This is a genomic window from Paenibacillus sp. FSL R5-0490, from assembly GCF_001956215.1.
In the GTDB taxonomy this organism is placed as follows: Bacteria; Bacillota; Bacilli; order Bacillales; family Cytobacillaceae; genus Cytobacillus.
Map to the genome: position 1 here is coordinate 75,446 of NZ_MRTQ01000007.1, position 21,664 is coordinate 97,109.

Consider the following 21,664-nt stretch of genomic DNA (forward strand, 5'->3'; position numbering starts at 1 on the left):
CTTTATTTCGCTTCCGGCGGAATTAGATTTTCAGGTATATCAAGGCCTGCTTCTTTAAAATATCTGTATGCTCCGGCATGCAGTGGCACGGATACGCCATCAAGGGCCGTTTCCAGCGTCATTTCCTTGGCAGAGCTATGAACCTCATACATTTCATCAAGATTTTCATATAGTGTTTTGGTTACAATGTAGATGGTTTCTTCATCCATTTCTTTTGTTGTGGATAATAGGTTTGGCTGGGCTATTGTGTTGATATCTTCGTCAATGCGAGGATAAGTGCCTCCAGGAATAACATAACGGTACCAGCTGTCAGATACTGCATTGATGGCATCCAGCTGTTCATCGGTTACTTCCAGGATCGATGCTTTGACATTACTTGCATACATATCTGTTACAGCGGAAATCGGGATACCTGCCGGAAGAGAACCTCCATCCAATCTCCCGTCACGCATCGCGGAAACCGTGTCACTGTAGCCCAGATACTCAGGAGAAATATCCTTTTTTGTAAGCCCGAGACCATCCATCATCACGACTGTGGATTGCTCCGTACCGCTGGCCTGCGGCCCAACAGAAAATTGCGTTCCTTTTATATCGTCGATAGTTCCACTTTTGATCTTATTGTTCATCAGCACGAAATGCTCCACATTGGGCCAGAGCATGGAGATTGTGCGGAGATCCTCATAGCGCTTTCCTTCAAAAGAGTCTTCACCGGCATAAGCCTGAGAAGATATTAATCCCTGAAGAATAGCAAGCTGTGCTTCCCCTTCACGCAGAAGTTCGATATTTTCAATGGATCCGGCAGAGGACTGGCCGCTCGCCTGGATTTTCTCACCCTTTAAATGGCTGCTCCAAATGTTAGCCATTCCAACTCCTATCGGGTAATATGTACCTCCGGTTGATGCGGTCGCAACGGATACGAACTTTTTATCCTTATTCTCGGCCGCTGTCCGTACGCCAACAATCGCAATAAAGATAAGTGTCAGAACCGATATGATAATCTTCCACTTTTTTTGAATCATAAAATCCTCCCTTTCCAGTAAGTATGTAAGCGCTTTTTTCAAACTTGTATTACAAGTATACAAGATTACACGTTTTGAATTCAATTAAAATTCTGATTTTTCTTTTTGTTTAGTAGATTTGGTTGCTAGATTCCTTGTGAATAAAGGGGTTTCTGAATTAAAAATAGGAAAATTTACCTTGTGGAGTTGTTGAAGGGTTAGGTTGGGCGGCGGGCTCGCGCTTTCTTGTTTAAAGCCTGGCGGGGTTCGGACTCTGGGTGCCGGATTTTGGCATTCTAAGTCTGAAGTTGGGCCGGGTTCGGACTCTGAGTGCCGTATTTCGGCTTTCTCTGTCTGAAGTTGGGCCAGGTTCGGACTCAAACTCCCAGAAATCTTCTATCATTGTCAGAAGTGCCACCTGGGTTAAGACTGCTCCCTATAAAAAAAAGGCCCATCCCCTTGTAAAAAAGAAAATGGCCTATCTGTTATAGCAGCTTACCCATATAGTATTCGTCCACAAATTCTCCGTTTATCATAAGCGAATGTTTTTTGGTGCCTTCAATCTGGAATCCCGCCTTTTTATAGAGGGCGACACCGGCCTGATTGCGGATAACTGTTGTAAGCTCCAGCTTGTGGATATGGTGTTCACGCGCCCAGCGGTCCAGTTCTTCAAACAGTTTGGTGCCGATGCCCCGGCCTCTGTGTTCCCTGAGAATGCCTGCAACCAGATAGGCTGAGTGACGGTTTCTCTTTGCTGCACCGCCGATGGCCATTACGAAGCCTATCAATCTGTTATTCTGTTCCGCGATGATGATGGTCGAATGGTCTACTTTTTGGATGGCTTCAATTCTCTTAAGCTGTGCCTCTGCTGATGTCTGCCTTTCACCTGGCTCAAATAGCATGTAGTCTGATTCGTTTTCTACTTTGGTGATTAGATGTGCGAGGGACTGAGCGTCTGCTGTGGTTATATGGCGAATGATCATATTAGTTCTCCTTATTATTTATCTATTAAACCCCGTCTCTCTCCACTGTCCCCGCCAATACCGCCCCAGCAACAAGTCCCCAAACAGGAGCGCTTATATGAAGAAAGCTCACGCCTGATAAGGTGACGATGAAGGCTGCCAAGGCACTTAGCCTGTACCGGTTTCCGGAAAAGCCCGTTTGCAGGCTGGAATGGAGGACGCCAATCAGGGCGAACCCGGCGAGCAGTGAGACAAATGCCTGCGGAAGCGACTGGATAAAGGGCACGATTTTCCAGGCGAATATCCCAAAGACAATTGTAATTGCCCCTGACACCACTGCTCCCATATACCTTTTATCCCTAGGCCCTGAATCCGGTCCGGCACAGATGGCGCTCATCATGCCGGCGATATTGGCACACTGTCCGCCAAAAAAGCTGGTGATTACGGAGAAGACGCCGCTTGATGAGACAATTTTCCGAATAGGGGGCTTGAAATCCCCGCTTTCCAAAGCCCCGATTCCTGGTGCTGCATCATTGCTCAGAATCAGCATCGCGAGCGGGAGGGCAATGGTTACGAGCCCCATCCAGCTGAATTCAGGCATCTGAACAGACGGGAGAAAATACGCTATCTCTTTGGCCGGATGGACATCGGCTGTCAAAAACAATGCGGCAAAGGCAGCCGCAACGGCTGCGAGCACAGGAGGGAACTTTTTCACATATCTCGTAAAAAGCAGAAAACTGACTAACGCCGCTCCTCCGACAACAGGCATTTCCTGTATGGCAGGCACGAGCTTCACGACATACCCGGCAACGAGTCCGCCAAGCATGGAGGCGATAACCTCTTTCGGCACCCAGCCAATGATTTTTGTAAACAGACCTGAAATGCCTACCAGAAAAATCAGCAGCCCGGAAATGACATATCCCCCAATTAGTTCAGGGTACGAATATTGCGCAGTCACCGTCGCCAAAAATGCTGCACCTGTAATCGAATGCCCCCCAGTAATCGGAATACGATATAGAAGCGGCATGAGGATGCTGTAGACACCTCCGAAAAAATAAACTGCAAACATCCAGTTAATCGTCTGCTGATCCGTGAATCGCCCTGCTGACGCCGCCTGCAGGATAATCAGGGCAGGCCCGGTCATAACCAGCGTGCTTGCAATGATTCCAGATGAAATGTTTTCCGCATTTAAATCCCTTATGAAGGAACCCTTTTGTTCCGCCTGACTGTATCCGTTATGCCTCTCCTTCGGCAAACCCATTTTTCCTGCCCCCGACTTCTGAGTATTTTACTTACTATCATGATTTTAAACAGGTAAATTGTCAAACTATTTCGCCTATGAAAACATTTATTCAGCCGATGTATTTTCACCCGGTAACTTTAGTATTCTCCTGTCGTCTCCAGTTTTGGTTAATTGATAGAATAAAAGTATGCTAACTATCCCCATGGATCCAATTAACGTGGTCATAACCATCGGAGACAGCCAGTTGCTTACAATCATAAAAATCCCAGCTGCACTAACTCCGAGTATCATAGCTATTGTGTATAAAGCCATATAAGAGCTGCGTGCATGGTCTGGTACACTGCTCGCCAGCAAAGTCTGCTGAACAGGGATATACAGCATTTCACCAATGGATGCTATGAACATAGCTAAAATCAACACAAGCGGGGATGTGCTAAAACTTACAACTGTATATCCCACAAAAAATAACAGGAGGCCAGCCAGGAAAACAAAGCGGTCATTATATTTTTTCATAACCGCAGAAATCATCATGGTAAAGCAAACAATAAGTATTGTATTTTCCGTTTTCAATATACCAAGCATATTGACACCGTCCACTTTCAAGGGAAGAAAAGCTGCAAGCTGAACAGGTTCACTTATTTTATTAGCAAGGTGAACACCTATGTAATTGGTTAATTGCTCCTCCACCGAAACAATAAGGAGACTTGCGATTAAGAAAACAGTAAAGAATCGGTGCGCCAATATGTTTCTGTATGCTTTTATTATGCTTGAGGATCTGCTGTTAGACTGGTTGGCTTTTGCGGGAATATATGTTTCTTGAATAAAGAAGGCAGTGATGAGGAATGAACATAATATCGACATGGCGGCACCTAACAGCAGGTAAAAGAGATAATCAAAGAATAGGAAAGCGCCAGCCATGCTGCCCACGGCAATACCCGTATTGCGAACCCAATAAGAGTATGTATGTATGGTCTTTCTCTCTTCCGGCAAGCTGACATCTATAATTAACGCCTGATATACAGGACTGGCCGCACCGCTGCTGAATTGGATAAAAACAAAGGCGAAAAACATAAGATAAGGGTGTGAGTGTACAAAAGCAGCACCAGTAAACCCCATAAACATAATAAATTCAGATAAAAGGATGATCTTTTTGCGTCCCAGCCGGTCTGATGCGAATCCTCCCAAGATAGAACCCCCGACATGGGCAATCATGACTCCCAGGAATAAAAATCCCGTGATTAAATTCCCTGTCTTGCCGGAAAGATAAATAATCAAATACGGCAATACAGACATCGTTGAAACGGATGAAAGGAAAATCAAAAACAGTCGAATTCGAATGGTTAAGTTAAAGGTTTTTAACTTCATATTAACATCGCCTCCATTAATGATTGATTAATCAATCATTATTATTATAAAAAAGAGAACCTACTTAGCTTATAGGCCCGAATAAATTTATGGCGGAAGATGCATAGCTCTCCCACACGTTACTATATCTTTCGTCTGTCGAGTTTAACCGGATTCCGATGAGAAGACTGGTATAAAGAGTTGCTGCAGTCAATGGATCCTGGTCAACCAGTACTCCTTTCTGCTGGCCATTTTTTACCAGCTTGCTGACCTTCTCTCTAAATTCATCATGAAATGCGTCCAGCTTTGCAAAAATGGCCGGATACCGCTGATGCTGTCCGACAACCTGAACAACTAAAGCCAGATAATTATTAATTCCAGCGAACAATCTTATATGGCCGCGAATCATCTTTTCCAGCTCCAGCATTGGATCTTCAGCTTCATGGTTAAAATCAAACACTTGAACAGACAATTCATGCAGCGGCTCTGCTACTGCTGTATAAAATAGCTCCTCTTTATCTTTGAAATAAGTAAAAACACTTCCGAAGCTAATGTTTGCAGCCTGAGATATTTTTTTTATCGTTGTCCCTTCATACCCCTCTGTTGCAAACAGGTATGTCGCTGTTTCTAGAATGGCTTCTCTTCTTTTTTTCATATTTGTTAATTGCTGTTCTGAAAGCGGCATTTTTAAAACTCCCTATCTACGAGTGATTAATCAATCATTAATAGCTATTATACTGGAAAATTTTTAAATTTATCAAGTCAAAAAAAGAAATACCCTCACAAGGATATTTCTCTTTTTCGACAAATTTCGGGTGATGCCTGTCACCCTATATGAGATTTCGGCGTTCTTCCATTTGCGGAGGTTCTTCCATCCAGCCGTTTTGGATCATGATTTTGGCGCCGCGGTGGGCGTATTCGAAGATGTCTTTTGTAAAGACGGCTGCTTTGGCCGGAATGTCGTTTCTTAAGCTGAAGGCTGTTCCGATGGCATTTTTTCCGATTGAAAAGCTGCAGAACAGGCTGATGCAGTACATCATGAGCTTATCTGAGAACGGGGCAGCAGTAGAACGGGTAGCTTGGCCGCCTGGACCCACCGGGGTTTGTATACCATCTTCCAGCAGCATTTCAGAGAATTCTTTAATAATCCCTTTTGCCAGTTCCACGCCTTCTGAAAAATAGTTCCTTACTTCTTTTGTCTGTGCGCATTGGGCAAAGCCTGTAATCATCTGCATGCCTGTCACATTTGCTTCAATTGTATAATACAGCTGGCTCAGCTCAACCGTATTGATCGTCCGTTTTCTTCCAAGTAAGTTTGTACCCTTTAAATAATTTGTGTCCTTTACAAATTCAACTTTTTCAGGCATGGTCACAAAAGGCGCACGGATCAGCAGACCTTTTCCCAGTAAGTATTGAGTGCATTTTTTGGAATACTCCTGGGTCATGGCGGTAAGGTCTCTATACAGTAAGATAATATCTTCCCGGTAAGACATGCTTAAGTGCAGAGTATGCAGCCCCATGCTGATCGATTTCATGAGACGCACAAACATGATATCAAACCCGTTAGCGAACAGGGCCGGAGCATCCGGCACGACATCCTGTTCGGTAAACCCCACCGGTATGGCCGCCCCTTCTTCTTTCAATATATGAGTGATCTTCTGAATAAAAGGATTTATATCTTCCTTTAAATCGGACATGATTTTTTTCGCTTCTTCGTCATTTGAATTTTCAAGAAAGTATTCAAGCATTCTTAAGAGCATGGTTTTCTGCTGATAAGTCATCCAGAGTGTGGCCAGTTCATTTGATGTAATCGGCGGTCTTTCAGGCATGAATGTTCCCCCATCATTTAAGTTATTACTATCCTCCCTTCAGTTACAAAAATCATGCATTTTTCGCAAAAAAAAAGACCCCCTAAGAGGCCCCCAGCTCGTTCCGATTAAAATAGATATTTAAAACCTGCTTCAGAGATTGGTCGATCTGTACCCATTCATCCAGCTTGTAGTTATTAAGCACTTCCGCCAGGTTTGGCTTTATGCCAATCAATTTGATGATGCTGCCTGTCATGAAGTTCAATGTTTTAATCAGCTGGGTGAATTTCTCGATGCCTTTCCCTTCAATTTCCCCAACAGCTGTCAGATCAAAAAGAATTTCGTCATATTCGCCTGCAAAAACAGCCTTGAGGCAGCTTTCGGAAATAATGTTAATTTTAGCTGAAGTTATATCGCCAAATAAAGGGATCAGGCAAAGTGTTTCAGACAGCGGGATAAACGGCCCGGACAATTGATTCAGGCGGGTCAGCACCTGCTCAAGCTCTTCTTTTTTCTCCAAAAGTTCAAAGTCGGTGGAGGTGAGGCGCTGCTGCAGCTGCATCAGTTTATCCATCAGTCCTTCGTTTGAGCTGTCTTTGGGCAGAAACAGCATATTGGCATGATCCTCGCTGTCCCATTGGATATGAACCTCAAATAAACAGAGAGGCATTTCCCTGGTTTTCATATTCAGTTCCAGCTTCACAGGATCCACACCGGGCTCCCAGCTGTACTGAATGAGCTTTTCAATGCTTTCTTCATCGATGATTCCTTTTAGGTGCCCCCCGCTCAGGTCAAAGCTTTCCCGTGCGATAGTGGAGTAGCTTACTATTTTTCCGTTTCTGTCAGCTTTTAAAAACGCAAGCGGAAGCGCATGATTAAAATATTGCATTTTGCTGTCCTCCCGCTTCATAATTTTGGAGCCATTTCTGTGTGTCCTGCAAATCCTTTAGGATAACTGTACGATCGGTACAATACGGAAGCAGGTCATACTTCCCTGCTAATCGCCCGCCAAGGATAACAGCCGGCTTATGCGGCAGCTTGGCAAATGCCTCGGCATATTCCTTCAGCTTCGGCAGGTGATAGACGATAGTGACTGACAGCCCGATTACGCTTGGCTTCCAGTCTTTTGCCGTTTTAAGCGCATATTCCAAAGGCAGGCTTGGACCAAAATACTTCGTCTCCCAGCCACTCTCTTCAAAAAGACTGTTCACCATCTTCAGGCCGATATAGTGCTGTTCCCCATCCAGACAGAGAAACATGGCTTTTTGGCTTGATTGTCTTTTTTCACTTTGGTAAGCGAGTTTAGACAGCACAAAATCACATGTAGCTGTTGCCAGATGCTCATCTGCCACTGTGATTTGATTCGTCTCCCATAGGTGGCCAATGTGCTGCATCGCAGGTGTAATCAGATTTTGATAAACCTCGATACGCGTTAGATGCGGGTATTTTCGGATATTTTCCCAAACCTCCCCGGAATTACCCTCAAGTAATAAAGAAGCAAGTGTTTCTGCCTGCTGCATCCTACGCGCCCCCTTTCGCTGGTTCACCTTTCAAAACAGCGATGGCTTCTGCCAGGTAAAGATGGAATCGTTCTGCCTTCTCCGCAGACTCTTTTTCTTCAGCCAGCACAGCCTGAATGATTTCGAAGTTGTCGATCAAATGCCGGGTTTTCATCCCATGCCTGGTTAATATGCCATTAAGCCAGACTGCATAATCATTGAAAAAAGAGGACTGATCCAGCTCATAAGCTGTCTCCAGATGCTTCATATGATGATGATTATCTTCCCGGCACTTCTCTTTTCCCTGTTCGCCGAACCGTTCCAGAAGGGAAGGATCACGCTCATAAATTTTATCGGTTACACTATTGACGATCTTCTCATGATTCACTTAGCCACCACCTTGTATTGCGCTACTTTTGGAATCACAGCAGCCAGTTCCTGATCCGGATATTTCTTTTCTAAATCATGGATCTTTTTAAAATCCTCGCTCCGGACCCAGTTTAAATAGTTTTCTTTTGTATCAAAAATGAGCTGCACAGTCAGTTCGCCGGCGCGTTTATCATTCTGCAGAAGCAGAAAATCGACAAACCCCTCTGCCTGGTCGACCGACCGCGAGCGATTTTTATATATGCGAATGACTTCTTCCGATTTTTCATCGGGAACGTCGAATGTTGAAAAAACAGTGTACATGAACTCTCCTCCAATTTTGGGAGTTTTATGGCTTCTTCAGTATAACATACAGTTTGGGATTGTCATTTTGAGAGGGTTATGGGCTGGGGGCGGGGATATGGCTGATGTTAATTTACATTTTCGCCATCTGCTTTTGCCGCTCCCCTCCGCTCTCAATTTTTTCTTCCTTAAGCTTCTTCTCAGCCTTAAGTCCGATAGCAAGATATGTCTCTGGCTCGTTATGCCTTCTCTTGATCCCGGTTAAGATAGTATCTGTAAGAATTGTTAAGTTTTTCCTGCAAATAAGATCGCAAATTGGCGAAATAGGTCGGACGAATTATTGGAAAATTTAAGTAAAAGTAGTTATTAATACCTATTAACCTCTGTATAATTAGATCTTGGGTGCAAATTTTCACTATTAGGGAGTAAGGAGAATGTTAATGAAATTCTTAAAATTGATTGTGCAGAGAAAGATTTTGGTTGCCCTGATGACGGTATTAATTCTCGCCATCGGCAGCTATTCCATTATGGACTTGGATAAAGAGCTGATGCCGCCTGTGACGATGGATGGCGCCTATGTAGAGGTCAGCGCCGGGGAGATGGCAGCGGCTGAAGTGGAGCGATCGATCACCATTCCCCTGGAGCAGCAGATCAGGGGGATTGACGGAGTCGAGTCGGTAGACTCTACAACTGCGATCGGACGCAGCTCACTTCAAGTTACGTTCGATGAAGGCCTTGGCGATGAGCTGTTTAATGAAGTAGAGGCAGCTGCCAACGCAGCAAAGGCCGACAATGCCGCGATTACAGATGTTACAGCAGGTCAGTACGGTACCACTCAAAGCTATGAATTTTATATGGATGTATCCGGCGGCAGCATGGAAGAGATGACCGCTTTTGCTGCTAAAGTTCTGAAGCCGCGCCTGGAAGCATTGCCGGAAGTCCGGGATGTATCGCTTGCAGGGGTTCAGGAGCACGAGGTACTTATTGAATTGGACCGCAGCAAGTTGGCTGAAAAAGGACTGGATTCAGCAGCTGTGATCGGTGCTATTCAGCAGGTTAACAGCGAAGCCACACTGGGAGAACTCAGCAGCGATGCCAGCTCTCCTTCCCTTCGCTGGAATACGAAGCTGGAAAATGCCGCAGATGTACAGAATATCACAATCCCCTCACAAAATGGATTTATTGATTTGAAAGATGTGGCAGATGTTACATTTCAGCCGGTTGAAAGCTCATCCTTTGTATGGAAAAACGGCACGAAAGATTTCATTTTTGTCCAGATCGGACGCGCAGCAGATTCCACACAAATTGAAATGGCAGCCGCGGTCCGTGATGAGGTGAAGAACATTCGCAAAGACGGTCTGGTAAAAGGCTTTGAACTGAATGAAATGGTGGCACAGGCAGATTATGTACAGGAATCGATTGATGGCGTGACCGGCAACATTTTAATCGGCGGCGTCATTGCCATTGCCATTCTGCTGATCTTTTTAAGGAATGTAAGGGCCACCTTTATCATCGGCCTGTCGATTCCGACTTCCATCCTGCTGACATTTACAGCGATGTGGGTTTTTGATTACAGCTTTAATATACTTACTCTGATTGGCCTTGGTTTGGGGATCGGAATGATGGTGGATTCCTCGATTGTCATTATAGAATCCATCTATAGAAAGAAGGAACAGGGCCTTGGCAAGCTTGAGTCCGTGCTGGAAGGAACCAAAGAAGTATCCTCAGCTGTCATTTCTTCGATGCTCACCACAATTGTGGTATTCCTGCCAATCGGCCTGATTGGCGGCGATGTGGGCACATTCATGATCATGCTGTCTGCTGTGGTAGCCATTACGCTCATCAGTTCGGTTATTGTCTCGTTTACATTAATTCCTTCACTTTCGGAAAAAATGCTCAAGCTCCGCAAGCCAAAGAAAGAGCACAAAGAAGGACCGATAATGCGTATGTATAGCCGTCTTGTAGCCTGGGCCATCCGGAAAAAACGCTACAGCTTTGCGGTCATTGCGATTTTCTTCCTGATGTTTGCCGGTTCCTTAACGCTTGTGACGAAAATTCCGATGACGATCATGCCGGACATGTTCAACCGCTACACAGAGCTGATGGTTAACCTGGAAACAGGGCTTTCTCCTGATGAAAAAGAAGACATCGCTCAAGGAATCAACCAGAAACTGCAATCCATTGAAGATGTTGAGTCCAATTATGTCATGGACGAGGGCGGCATGTTCTATACGATCATCAATATGACAAAGGGCGATGACATTACAAGAGAACAGAAAGATGTCAATGAAGAGATTATGAAGGAACTTCGCAGCCTGTCCGATACTCTTCCGGTGAAAAATGTCCAGAGTGCGATGTCAGCTGGCGGCGGCTCTCCGGTTCAGGTAAATATCAAGGGAGAAGATTTTGCAGATTTGCAGAACCTTGCCGGGGATTTTACAGAGGATCTGGAAAAAATTGACGGCATCGTTGGTGTGACCAACTCAATGGAACGCACATCAAAGGAGCAGGTTGTTGTTTTAAAAGAAGAAGCAATTGAAAAAGCAGGCTTAACCCAGCTGCAAATCAGGCAGTTTATCGAGCAGGCGTTCATGGAAATGCCTGTCGGAGTAATGAGCATAAATGAAGAAAATGTGCCGCTTGCTTTAAAGTGGGCTGAGAAAACAGATTCCAAATCATCTCTGCTGGACTTAAAAATCCCTACTGCCGAGGGAGAGAAAGCATTATCTTCCTTTATTGAATTAAAAAGTATCGATACACCGAATGAAATTTCCCATAATGACGGGGAGCGCTTCATCTCCATTTCGGCAGATATTGAAGGCAAAGATCTTGGGGCTGTGAATCGCGAAGTTCAAAAGCTGATTAATGATTTCGAAGCTCCTCCCGGCTATAGTGCTGCAGCTGCCGGGGATCTTGAGCAGCAGCAGGAATTAATTATGGATATGGTGTTTGTTTTAGCGATTGCCATTTTCCTTGTCTATCTGGTGATGGCTGTCCAGTTCAACCACCTTGGACATCCGCTGATCGTTATGTCTGTCATTCCGATGACCATCGTCGGCGTCATTCTTGGATTGTTCCTGACACAAATGGAGCTGAGCGTGATGTCTGGAATGGGTATTGTTATGCTGATTGGGATCGTGCTTAATAACGCCATCCTGCTGATCGACCGTACGAATCAGCTCCGCAAGGAAGGATACTCTGTTGAAGATGCACTTATTGAAGCAGGTAAAAACCGCATCCGTCCGATTTTCATGACTACTCTCACTACAGTTGGCGGAATGCTTCCCCTTGCTTTGGCTTCGGGAACTTCCGGAAATTACCAGGCACCGATGGCAACCGTCATTATTTCCGGACTGCTGTTTGCAACCTTTATTACGCTTCTTCTGATCCCAGCGGTTTACCGCTTGTTCACCGCGTCCAGCCTCCGTTTTGGCTGGATGAAGAAAAAACACAAAAAGAATGGCCGTGATGTGAAAGTAATTCCAGAGACCGTTAATTAATTTGTCCCGCCCCCTCAAAAAAAGAGGGGGCTTTTGCGGATATTTCAAGCACTATGGACAAGGGCTCTTTCCTTTTTCTTTTCCCTTCATATATTAGCAGGAGAAAGGAGTGAATCCCATGTGCCAATATTGTGTGGAAGAAGAATTTTATTACAAGAAGAAAGTCTGCTGCAAGAAGAAGGACAAACCTGAACACCATGGCTGTAAAAAATGCACGAGCGATTTTAAGCCTATTTGTCCGTGTAAACAGTGTTCCGGGGAACATAAGAGCTGTTCCTGCAGAAAATGTTCACCGGAATTTCATCATTGCCCTTGCAAAAAATGCACATTTGAAAGGCATTACTGCAACTGTAAAAAATGTTTCCATAAATATGACTATTAATCCAGTAAAAACAGCGGCCAGCATTGCTGACCGCTTGCTTTATTTTTTGACTGCGCTCTTCAATGCCAGCATTAAAAGGCGAATACTCAGAAAAAAGAGGATAAAGCCAATTAACGAATAAGTATGCTTCCAATGTATGAGCACAAACATATCTAATAAGCTAAATAACGGTTCAATGATATAAGCAAACACAATCCCCAGGCCCGCTGCTGCAGCCGCATAGCTTTTCCATGTGCTGAAGTACTGGTAAATCAGCATCCCTGACACCGGAATGACCACAAAATCAGCTGGCACTAATGGGGGAATAAAATGAAACAGCTTATCCGGATATCCCCACAAGAGAAAACTCACTCCCACAACATCCAGGAAACAGGCGAAGATTGCACAGATTAAGCCGAAAGCCAAAATTTCAAAGAATCGTCCCTTATCCACCAGCCTCCACCAAATAAAAAAAGGCAAAATGCTCGCAGCCAGCAGCAGCCACCAATTAAAGCTGAACAAATCCTCATGTACCCAATGTTCAAGAGAAATATCTCTTAATTTCTCCCTAAGGGTTTGCTCATCTTTATAGGAAGGAATGCGGCTCATCTTATCACCTGCCATTTTGTGTTGGTATCTTGTTACTCATTTTCCCCTTCGGAAGGAGTTACATACAGTAAGCAGATGGTTTTAGTGAAATTTTGACGGATAGCCCAAACTTAATTGTGACTGCGCAATTATCCACTATAACGGCTCAATTCTCCTATGCATCGGCTTATTCAGCCATAAAAAAGCGGCCAGGCAGAGCCAGCCGCTTTCATACCTATTGCTGTCCAGTATAAATCTTGATTGCATCCCTTAAAAACTCAGCGGCACCCGGCTGAGTTTTATCATAATAAGCTTTAAACCTTTCATCTGCCACATACATTTCCGCCAGCCCGGCGTGGGCCTCTTTGCTGTATTCGCTCCAATAGAAAGTGATCCATTGCTTATGCAGGCCTGCTGCTTTTTGAGCAAGCTCGCCTGCCGGATTGCCTGTTTCCATGGCCTGGGCTAAGGTGCTGTTCACCTCTTCGGCCAGTTTCGTTACAGCCTCATGCTCCTCTTGGGTCATGTTCATGAGTTTGGCATTCGACTTCTCTACTGTCTCCTCACCATATTTCTCGCGGATTTCTTTTCCGTATTGCTTCTCGTTATCTTCAATCATTTTCTTTTTAAATCCTTCAAACTTTTCTTTATTTGACATGGTTGTTCTCCCTTCTGCTGACGCAATCGTTTTTTCTACATTCGTAATAAGCAGATCAAGCTGCTTTCTTTTCTCAAGGAGTTTCTCGCGGTGCTCCTTCAGTGCATCTGCAGCGTCGAAAGCTGGCGCTGTGATGATTTCCTTAATCTGATCGAGACTGACACCCAATTCTCTGTAAAACAGAATCTGCTGCAGTCTGTCAACTTCCTGCTGGCCATAAATGCGATATCCCGACGAATTGGTTCTTGCCGGCTTAAGAATCCCAATTTCATCATAATACCTGAGAGTCCTCGAGCTGACCCCGGCCAGCTGCGCGAGCTTCTGCACTGTGTATTCCATGCGGGTTCCTCCTTTCTAGAAAAGCGGAAGCGCCTTGCCCACGAAGGAGCGCAGACTAAGAACGCCACGTCCTGTGGCAACGTCTGCATGGCCCGCATCCTCCCAAAAGCTGTCGCTTTTGGTCGTGCGATGTTTATGCTGACGAAGCCTTCCTTGTCCTGCGGCCCTCAGGCATAAGACGGTTCCTGTAAGAAGGCGTTTTTCCTTCTGAAAGGAAACGGCTTATGACCCCGAGTCCCTAGGAGCCGAAACAAGACAAACCGAAATGTGGAGGCGACTGCTCAGGGACAACAAGCATAAGACGAGCCCTGCAAGAAGGTGTTCTTTCCTTCTGGAAGGGATTGGCTAGTCTTTCGTCCCTAGGAGCCGCAACAAGCCAAGCTTGTGACCTCGAGGGGGTAGGCACTGGAGCTAGACATTGAAAATCTATAGAAAGTACTTTCTGTTTAATACGATACACCTTTACGCAGCGTGAAGGTCAAATGGTTTTTTGCTATTTATTCTACATTTTTTCAGCCGGCAAAAAAAGGCCGACACTGCGCTTTAGTGCAATGTCAGCCTTTCTGCAAATTCGGCTGTACTCAGTTATTAATCATAAAGGCCAAATCCCAGCTGGACACCGGTTTTTGGTATATGGAAATAAGTGTCAGCATAATACCTGCCACCCCCTCCAGCATTCCCATATTGACAATTTTCTTCTCGGCATTGTCACTAAAATTGTGATCATAAAAGCCTAATGGGGCATCCTGGTCATACATATCCACGATCATGCTCAGGAGTTTGTCCCGTTCTATTCTTAATGTTTCGTTCCCGCTGTCCTGATACATAAGATGGGTTAGTCTTAAAAGTCCAGAAAATCCATGACAGAAGGTAGGGGAGTAGATATTCCATTTCTTCATCGTTCTAGAAAATGTAGCAAGAAAGGCATCTAAAGCAATCTCTTTCAGATCATCCCGATGAAGCCCTTCACCTGCCAGCCATAATGCCCTTGCCGCACCTGGAGACCCATAGCACCAGGCATCCCTATGATAGTCTTCCGGTTTTGAATGATCTTTATTAACCTCTTCTTCCCAGCTGATGATGGATGGAAACATGACGCCATATTCATCGTACCGGGTGTGTGAGCGGAGCCAGTCACTGATTTTATGCATTGCATCTCTTTGCCCCGGGATCTGGATTCCTTCTTTCAGACAGATTGCCATGGCAGCCAGGATACCCGCAATCCCGTGGGACATGCCACAGTTAAATTTCGCATTTCGGCCGGACTCTGAAGATGAAGGATCTGCTGAGATGCACCAACCTGGAACCATTATCCCCATTACTTCTTTATCTTCACTAAGCAACACTAAATAAGCAAGAATTTTAACAAGGGCTGTTTTCGCCCATTCTTCCTCTTTAAATATTAATAAGATTCCTATCGTGCTGCACCATCCCTCGATCACATCATAATCTGACATTTCAAGGTCTGTTTTGGCCATCGTTTTTTCTAGTTCAGATGGGTACATTTCACAGAAGAAATCGATTAATTGATTAATGAATCCTTTATACCTGGTACCCCCTTTGGAAAGTGCATGAATTCCCAGGAGGATACCGGCCAGGCCGCTCCACATGGAGAGGGAATGGATCCCATGTTTTTCAATTTCCTCTTTAATCCCAAGCACGTATTCATGCCCAGCCAAATCCCAGCCGGAGCTTTTCCTGAACTCATCCATTTCGGCCATAGCCACACACATTGCCGGATATCCATGTGAGAGACTAAGAGGTTCCCATGGGTAATGCTTTACACCATTATGCAGAATAAAGTTTTCTTTATCCTGAATAGCTTCGCTTACGGTTTTCGGATCTTTTAATTTCATAGCCAATTCAACGGCTATATCTTCAGCTCTTTTTCTTAACTGTTCTCCTGTTATCCCTTTCGTCTGTACCATACTAATATCCCTCCCTTATACGCCCTGCAGCTGCACTTCATCTCTCACCAGTGCATTTACTTGTGTATCGTACAAATCTTTATAGAGGCCATTTAAACTGATCAATTCTTCGTGTGAGCCCATTTCAATGATCTCGCCGTTGTCAAAGACAATAATTTTGTCAGCAAATTTCACTGAGGAAAAACGGTGAGAAATGAATAATCCGATTTTGTCTTTCACTAAATCCTGAAATCTGGAAAATATATCAGCCTCGGCTTCCGGATCTAAAAAGGAACTTGGTTCGTCAAGAATATAAACGTCAGCTTCCCGCATGAATGCTCTGGCAATGGCAATTCGCTGCCACTGTCCTCCCGAAAGCTGCTGGCCGTCTTCGAACCATCTCCCAAGCTGGCTGTCTATTCCCTTATTCAATTTATTTATAAGCGGCAGCACACCCGATCTCTCAGCTGCATTAAGAATGCTTTCATCATCCTTTATCTTTTGAAGATTTCCGAATCCTATATTGTTTCTTGCAGACATTTCATAGTGGACAAAATCCTGGAACACGGCTCCTATCCTTTGGCGAATGGCTGATTTGCTATAATTGCTGACATCTTGATTATTGATCAGAACCTCACCTTCATAAGAGCTGTATAACTGGGTTAGAACCTTTACCATTGTTGATTTACCTGAACCATTCTTTCCCACAACCGCAACCGTTTCTCCTTTTTTCAGAGAGAAATTGACATCCTTTAATGCTAAATTGGAAGTATTGGGATACACAAACGAGACATTTCTGAATTCTAAACTTTGGATCTCTCCCAGCTCTTCCGCATTCGAATCGTCTTCTTCTTTCACTACTTCCAGATCTAAAAATGCAAACAGCTGTTTCATATATAAGCTATTTTGGCATAATGACAAGACACCCTGAACAACCCCTTGAGAGTTTCCCTGCGTCATGGTTACTGCCTGAATCATCCCTACCAGATTTCCAATCATGATCTCTTGATTAAAAGCAGCAAAAGCAATCATGAAAATAATAATGGCAGAGACCAGTTCATTTAAAAATTGAAAACGGATGGACATGAACGAACGTTTCTTGGCAATTTCTTTGTCTTCTTCAAAAAACCCCGAGAAAATCCGTTTATACTGGTCAATCAGATAAGAGCCCAGCTTAAACAATTTTACTTCTTTAAAGCTATTGTCTTTGGTCAGCAAAAAAGACAAATACCAGGATTCTCTTGTTTTCGGGGCTCTTCTGAAATGAATATCAAACTCTTCCTGCCCTAATTTCAAAAAGGAAATAAAGGAAACGAGCGGAAAGACAATTAATAAACAGGCTACCCACCATTTCCAGATGATCAGGATGGCAGCAACAGAAAAAAGAGTTACTGCCTGGCTGATTAAGGACAGGATCTGGGAAAATATCTGATACGGACGGTAAGATGCCTCCGACTGGGCCCGCTTTAATTTGTCCTGTACATCGGCATTTTCAAATGATTCCAAAGGAAGGTCATTTGATTTACTCATGATCGTTTCATTTAAGCGATAACCTATGAGACTTTCATAAAGCCTTTCAACATATCCTCTCAGGACAGACACCAATTCATTTAGAATAGTGGCACCCGCCAGCAGGCCAAAACTGAAAAAGACATCTGAAAAGGCACCGCTATTCTGTGAACTGACAATACTATTAATAAATTCCTGTGTCGCGATGATTACAAAGGCAGGAATAAGTCCCTGAAGCAGGGAGCAGCCAATAATGAGAATAAAATAGAATTTATTGATCTCCCAGAGAAGCTTGAATAGCCTGGGCCAGTAAGAGAAGGAACTTAAAATACTTTTAAAGCTGAAATTAGAAGAATAGTATTTTAACTCATCCATTGTTTCTGCTTCTCCTTCTGGTACCTTAAATGGTATAAAGTATGCCTCGCGAGTGTAATGATTTTCGTTTCCCGCGTGCGGTCAACTCCAATCAGGCGGTTGATGTGCATATGAATGACGCTTCCGATCAGATCGTCTATATGATTGGCGATGAGTCCTTGCCGGTTCGCAACATTTACTTTATCAGCATAAATACTTAACGCTTCTTTTCTTATATTCATTAAAGAATAGAGTGTTTGCCCTTTTTCATCCTTCTGCAAATTGGCCCAATTGTCATCGGTATTGCCATAACGCAGCAGTTCAGATTTCATCTGTTTAAATTCCTCTTTGTATTCCTTGTAATTCACACTATCATTGAGCCAGTTCAGCTGTTCCCTGAAGCTGAGCGAGAATCCCTCGAGGATATCAATCACACTTAGTGCACCAAATAATTCTTCGCTTATGTCAATACGTTCAAATCTTCTAAGCCCCAAATATCGCGCTACGGCCTCACTGTCTTTAGAGAAGAATGTTTCAGCACTGCTGATAAGGTCAGAACCTCCATATCTTTCAATCTCGGGATCATAGGTATCAATGACCATCCGATTCAAAAGCCCCTCTTTTTTCATCGTATTGGCCCATTGATAGATCGAAGGGATTCCCTTTGCCACTAACAGATCCGGGTCCCCTTTCAGCCGAATTCGGATATGCGGGACTTCATCTATATAACGTATAAAGAATGCCTGATCAGCCCATCCATTCTCTTTAGATTCTTCAGCCAATTTGCAGAATCCATTATATAGAAACTCCTCGACACGCTGATTCATGCCATACAGCTTGATATAAAGCCATTCGCTCCCCGGAAATTTAAGCCGTTGATCATCCGGGATAAATTCTTTCTTCAACTGCATTTTATTTTTATTCAGCTTGTTCTCGCTGGTTACGTGGTTACTTTTAATGAGAGGGAAAACAAATTCAGCAAAGAATGAATCCCCATTTTTATTTTTTACCAATAGATTGGCCGGATCTTTCATTCCAGTTTCAGTGATCCTGATCGTCTGTCCCTTACTAAGCCGTTTAAAATCATATTCCAGTAATTCCAGATGAAAGCTGTTTTCCAAGTCTAATAGAACTCGATTATCGGAGCGGGTCTGATAAACATAACGGGGAATCTCCCTCTCCTTCCTCCACTTTTTAAAATAATCCATAAACTCTTTCCCGCTGATACTTTGATCTAAATCCAATGTGAGCGGGTCCACTTTCCACTCGGCAGGCGACAGAAGAATATTTTTATATCTAATACCCGGCAGGGCATATGAATGTTCAAGTTCTCCCCAATCAAATGGCATCCAGTGTCTGACACCTTCTAAAGCAACTTCCCTTAGAAATCTGCATACATTTGGTGCGTTGGAATAATCGAGCATATGGCATGTGACAGGGATGATTCTTTTATTCAGTCTTTTAGACTTTAGATAAAAGGATTCCAGATTGCATCCTACAACAATATCCTCTAGCGGTATCTGCTTTTCAGCCGGCTTGGATGAGTTTGTTCCCACTGCGATTTCATATTCTCTGGTATTCTTGGAAACCATCAGATTGGCTGCTCTTCCAGCAGGCGGCAGATAGACTAATTCTGCAAAAATTGAATCCTCGTATAGTGATTGCTCTGTTTTGCTCGTGTCTGCCAGTTTAGTTTCGATCGATTCATCCAATATATCGATAAATCTTCCAAACGTCTTGCCGGCAGCGGCTGAACCAGGGTTACCTCCGATAATCATTTCAAAATGGCCATCATCAATGTCCGATTCATGATTGGCTACTATTTGGAAATAGAGCTCCATGGAGATCGGCGCCTGGGATGCCGGGTCAAATTGTTCCATTTGCTCCTTGCCCGATAGCCTTTCAATATCCTGATCCGTTAGTTTAATTTCCATGCTTCCATCTTTAATTGCCTTTGTCATGAGTTCGAGTAAAACCTTGGTCCGGTATGGTGTGAATTTATCTCTTGTCTTTTTCATAGACCTGGAAGAAGGCGGAAATTCATAGGTAGCAGGATAACCAAGGCCCATATCTTCATCCAACAGGGTCAAAAGCGGTACTTCCTGATAGGTTCCATAACGCTCTACAAAGTCTTCCCTGTAACGGTCAATGTGCTCAAATCCGCTGTGCGGAGGAGATAGCTTCCAGAGAGTCTCTGCAGCCAGTTCGACCGTGTCCTTCACGTTTTCACTTAGGGTTAATGCACGGGTGTTCATGGCTAAATCAACTTGAATTAAGTTTTCTGCATCTGTCACTTTTTTCATGGAGTTTTTTAAGTCAGTGAATATTTCCTCTCCCTGCCCCACTGAGGTGAGGTTATATTCATTGAACAGGGCCTCTGCATTCTTCAGATCACTTAGAATGGGGTGATGTATTTGATTCTTGATGATTTTATTAATCAGATTACTTAAAGGGTTTACATCCATAAGAGAAGGTCGTATCTCGCTGATCAGGAATTCCTGTTTCAGCAGCTCTTTTATAAATTGGGTAATGGTATCAGTATCTGCCTGAGGATAACGTTCTTTAATGGTATGGACAAGAACGGAAAAAGCAATCGGTTTATCAGCCAGCCTGAATACGTCCTCAACCACTTGAGTGAAGCGAATCGTTGGCTGTTTATTATAATTGTCCCCATCTTTGAATAACTGTCCAAAGCCAGTATGAAAAAGGAGCTTTACCCGCGTTCCATTAAAGTAGAGTGAATGATTGCGCATAACCTGGAGGCGTAAGAGGACCTCATCCTCTTCTTCCAGAATGCTGATTGCCTTTAAAAGCCATTCCATATCAGGCCTGGCCCTCTTCTTAAACTGTCTGTTATCCGGGATGACTAAATCTGTTTTGTCTCCAATCCTGCCAGCTTCTACACCAGAGCATAAACCAAACGGTGTTGGGCGAGTGGACATCCTGATCAGATATTTCAGGGCTGACTTGATCAGCTGATTCTTCTTTGGCGAATCACTGAACTTCTCCAGCTTTATTAGAGAATGGTAGAGGCTCGGACTGGAAACATAGATGGCTTCCCTGATTTCCCGATTCTTCATTAATTGAAAGAGCTGTTCTTCCGCTTGTTCGCCCTCAAGGCTGCTCATCTCTGAGTAGACCTGAAAGGGCATAAGAGGAGATCTGAGCATGAAATAATCCAGTAAGGAGTACAGCGGCTCTTCCTTATTATTGTTCTTTTTTATTTTATTTCTTTCTTTCACGATCATTGCTTCTCACTCCTTTTTAGTCTGTCATTTCCACTTCAACTTGTCTTTCCAGGCACAGAAAGTAACCTTGACCCCTTCTGGTTTTAATGATCTTAGGTTTATTGGGGTTTGCCTCTATCTTCTCGCGCAATTTGTGAATATAGACATATAAATTATCCGTGCCTACTGTTTCATCAAAGCCCCACACTAGATCAATCAGCTTTTCCGAGCTGCATATTTTTCCTGAATGTTCAATGAGCGTTTTTAATATTCGGAATTCCAGCGAAGAAAGGACAATTACCCTGCCTTCCTTTATTAAAACCCGATCCTCTGTATCAAGCACGGTATCCTCAGTGAGCTTTACCAGCACATGATCCTTCTTTGCCTCGGAAGGCTTACTTTTTTCATGGATGATCCGCAGAGTAATCGTTTCCAGCAAGTTTTTATAATTCTTATTAAAGCTTGTCACAATAATTGAAATCCCATTATAAATTGTGACTCGCTTGAAAAAGCCAATAATATCCTTCTCAAGCATGCTCTCATCGATGACAATGGCAAAACATTGTTTAAGTAAACCAAAGGAAATGTCTCTCCAGTTTCGCAAGTGGAGAACTTGAAAATCAGCTATTTCACCTATAAGACCATGCTTCTCCAATGTATCTTTACAATTTGAAATAATCAGAATATTTATGGCTCAC

Annotated in this window: 17 protein-coding genes; 1 reads left to right on the plus strand and 16 read right to left on the minus strand. The window is 43.8% G+C overall.

Translation table 11 applies throughout. The features are described 5' to 3' along the window. Nucleotides 1-2 precede the first annotated feature (2 nt). From BK139_RS07275 to BK139_RS07325, 10 genes are all read right to left on the minus strand, one after another. The gene (locus tag BK139_RS07275; protein WP_076257691.1) at nt 3-1,019 is read right to left on the minus strand and encodes a TAXI family TRAP transporter solute-binding subunit; all 1,017 of its coding nucleotides are present in this window, start codon (nt 1,017-1,019) and stop codon (nt 3-5) included. A 464-nt stretch (nt 1,020-1,483) separates the two neighbouring features. After that, nucleotides 1,484-1,981 carry a GNAT family N-acetyltransferase gene (locus BK139_RS07285; RefSeq protein ID WP_076257693.1) on the minus strand — a complete coding sequence of 166 codons (498 nt, stop codon included), beginning with the start codon at nt 1,979-1,981 and terminating at the stop codon, nt 1,484-1,486. A 25-nt stretch (nt 1,982-2,006) separates the two neighbouring features. After that, nucleotides 2,007-3,221, minus strand: coding sequence for a benzoate/H(+) symporter BenE family transporter (locus BK139_RS07290; protein ID WP_076257694.1), 1,215 nt, complete (start codon nt 3,219-3,221; stop codon nt 2,007-2,009). Nucleotides 3,222-3,308: 87 nt separating this feature from the next. Further along, the gene (locus tag BK139_RS07295; RefSeq protein WP_076257695.1) at nt 3,309-4,568 is read right to left on the minus strand and encodes an MFS transporter; all 1,260 of its coding nucleotides are present in this window, start codon (nt 4,566-4,568) and stop codon (nt 3,309-3,311) included. A gap of 64 nt (nt 4,569-4,632) precedes the next feature. Then, nucleotides 4,633-5,232, minus strand: coding sequence for a TetR/AcrR family transcriptional regulator (locus tag BK139_RS07300; protein WP_076257696.1), 600 nt, complete (start codon nt 5,230-5,232; stop codon nt 4,633-4,635). Nucleotides 5,233-5,377: 145 nt separating this feature from the next. Next, nucleotides 5,378-6,376: a DUF3231 family protein gene (locus tag BK139_RS07305; protein ID WP_076257697.1), complete on the minus strand. Its 999-nt coding sequence runs from the start codon at nt 6,374-6,376 to the stop codon at nt 5,378-5,380. Between the two features lie 82 nt (nt 6,377-6,458). Further along, entirely contained in the window at nt 6,459-7,244 is a 786-nt protein-coding gene (locus BK139_RS07310) for an STAS domain-containing protein (RefSeq protein WP_076257698.1), read from the minus strand. After that, entirely contained in the window at nt 7,231-7,875 is a 645-nt protein-coding gene (locus tag BK139_RS07315; protein ID WP_076257699.1) for a cobalamin B12-binding domain-containing protein, read from the minus strand. Before BK139_RS07315 ends, BK139_RS07310 begins: the two co-directional genes overlap by 14 nt. Nucleotide 7,876: 1 nt before the next feature. After that, nucleotides 7,877-8,242, minus strand: coding sequence for a hypothetical protein (locus BK139_RS07320; protein ID WP_076257700.1), 366 nt, complete (start codon nt 8,240-8,242; stop codon nt 7,877-7,879). Continuing rightward, nucleotides 8,239-8,544: an antibiotic biosynthesis monooxygenase family protein gene (locus tag BK139_RS07325; protein ID WP_076257701.1), complete on the minus strand. Its 306-nt coding sequence runs from the start codon at nt 8,542-8,544 to the stop codon at nt 8,239-8,241. Before BK139_RS07325 ends, BK139_RS07320 begins: the two co-directional genes overlap by 4 nt. A 419-nt stretch (nt 8,545-8,963) precedes the next feature. Between BK139_RS07325 and BK139_RS07330 the strand changes: the two genes are divergently transcribed. Next, nucleotides 8,964-12,023 (plus strand): efflux RND transporter permease subunit, encoded by a 3,060-nt coding sequence (locus BK139_RS07330; RefSeq protein ID WP_076257702.1) that lies wholly within the window; start codon nt 8,964-8,966, stop codon nt 12,021-12,023. A gap of 421 nt (nt 12,024-12,444) precedes the next feature. On the opposite strand, the gene BK139_RS07340 is transcribed toward BK139_RS07330, so the two are convergent. The 6 genes from BK139_RS07340 to BK139_RS07365 form a co-directional block, all read right to left on the minus strand. Further along, nucleotides 12,445-12,993, minus strand: a complete 549-nt coding sequence (locus BK139_RS07340; protein WP_076257805.1) for a CBO0543 family protein — start codon at nt 12,991-12,993, stop codon at nt 12,445-12,447. 214 nt (nt 12,994-13,207) lie between these two features. Then, nucleotides 13,208-13,969, minus strand: a complete 762-nt coding sequence (locus BK139_RS07345; protein WP_076257704.1) for a MerR family transcriptional regulator — start codon at nt 13,967-13,969, stop codon at nt 13,208-13,210. A 581-nt stretch (nt 13,970-14,550) separates the two neighbouring features. After that, complete coding sequence (locus tag BK139_RS07350) at nt 14,551-15,897, minus strand: lanthionine synthetase C family protein (RefSeq protein ID WP_076257705.1); 1,347 nt, start codon at nt 15,895-15,897, stop codon at nt 14,551-14,553. A gap of 15 nt (nt 15,898-15,912) precedes the next feature. After that, complete coding sequence (locus tag BK139_RS07355) at nt 15,913-17,760, minus strand: ABC transporter ATP-binding protein (protein ID WP_076257706.1); 1,848 nt, start codon at nt 17,758-17,760, stop codon at nt 15,913-15,915. After that, nucleotides 17,748-20,987 (minus strand): lantibiotic dehydratase, encoded by a 3,240-nt coding sequence (locus BK139_RS07360; protein WP_076257707.1) that lies wholly within the window; start codon nt 20,985-20,987, stop codon nt 17,748-17,750. Before BK139_RS07360 ends, BK139_RS07355 begins: the two co-directional genes overlap by 13 nt. Before the next feature lie 16 nt (nt 20,988-21,003). Next, on the minus strand, nt 21,004-21,621 hold the full coding sequence (locus BK139_RS07365; protein ID WP_139325610.1) for a winged helix-turn-helix domain-containing protein: 618 nt from the start codon (nt 21,619-21,621) through the stop codon (nt 21,004-21,006). Between the last annotated feature and the right edge of the window lie 43 nt (nt 21,622-21,664).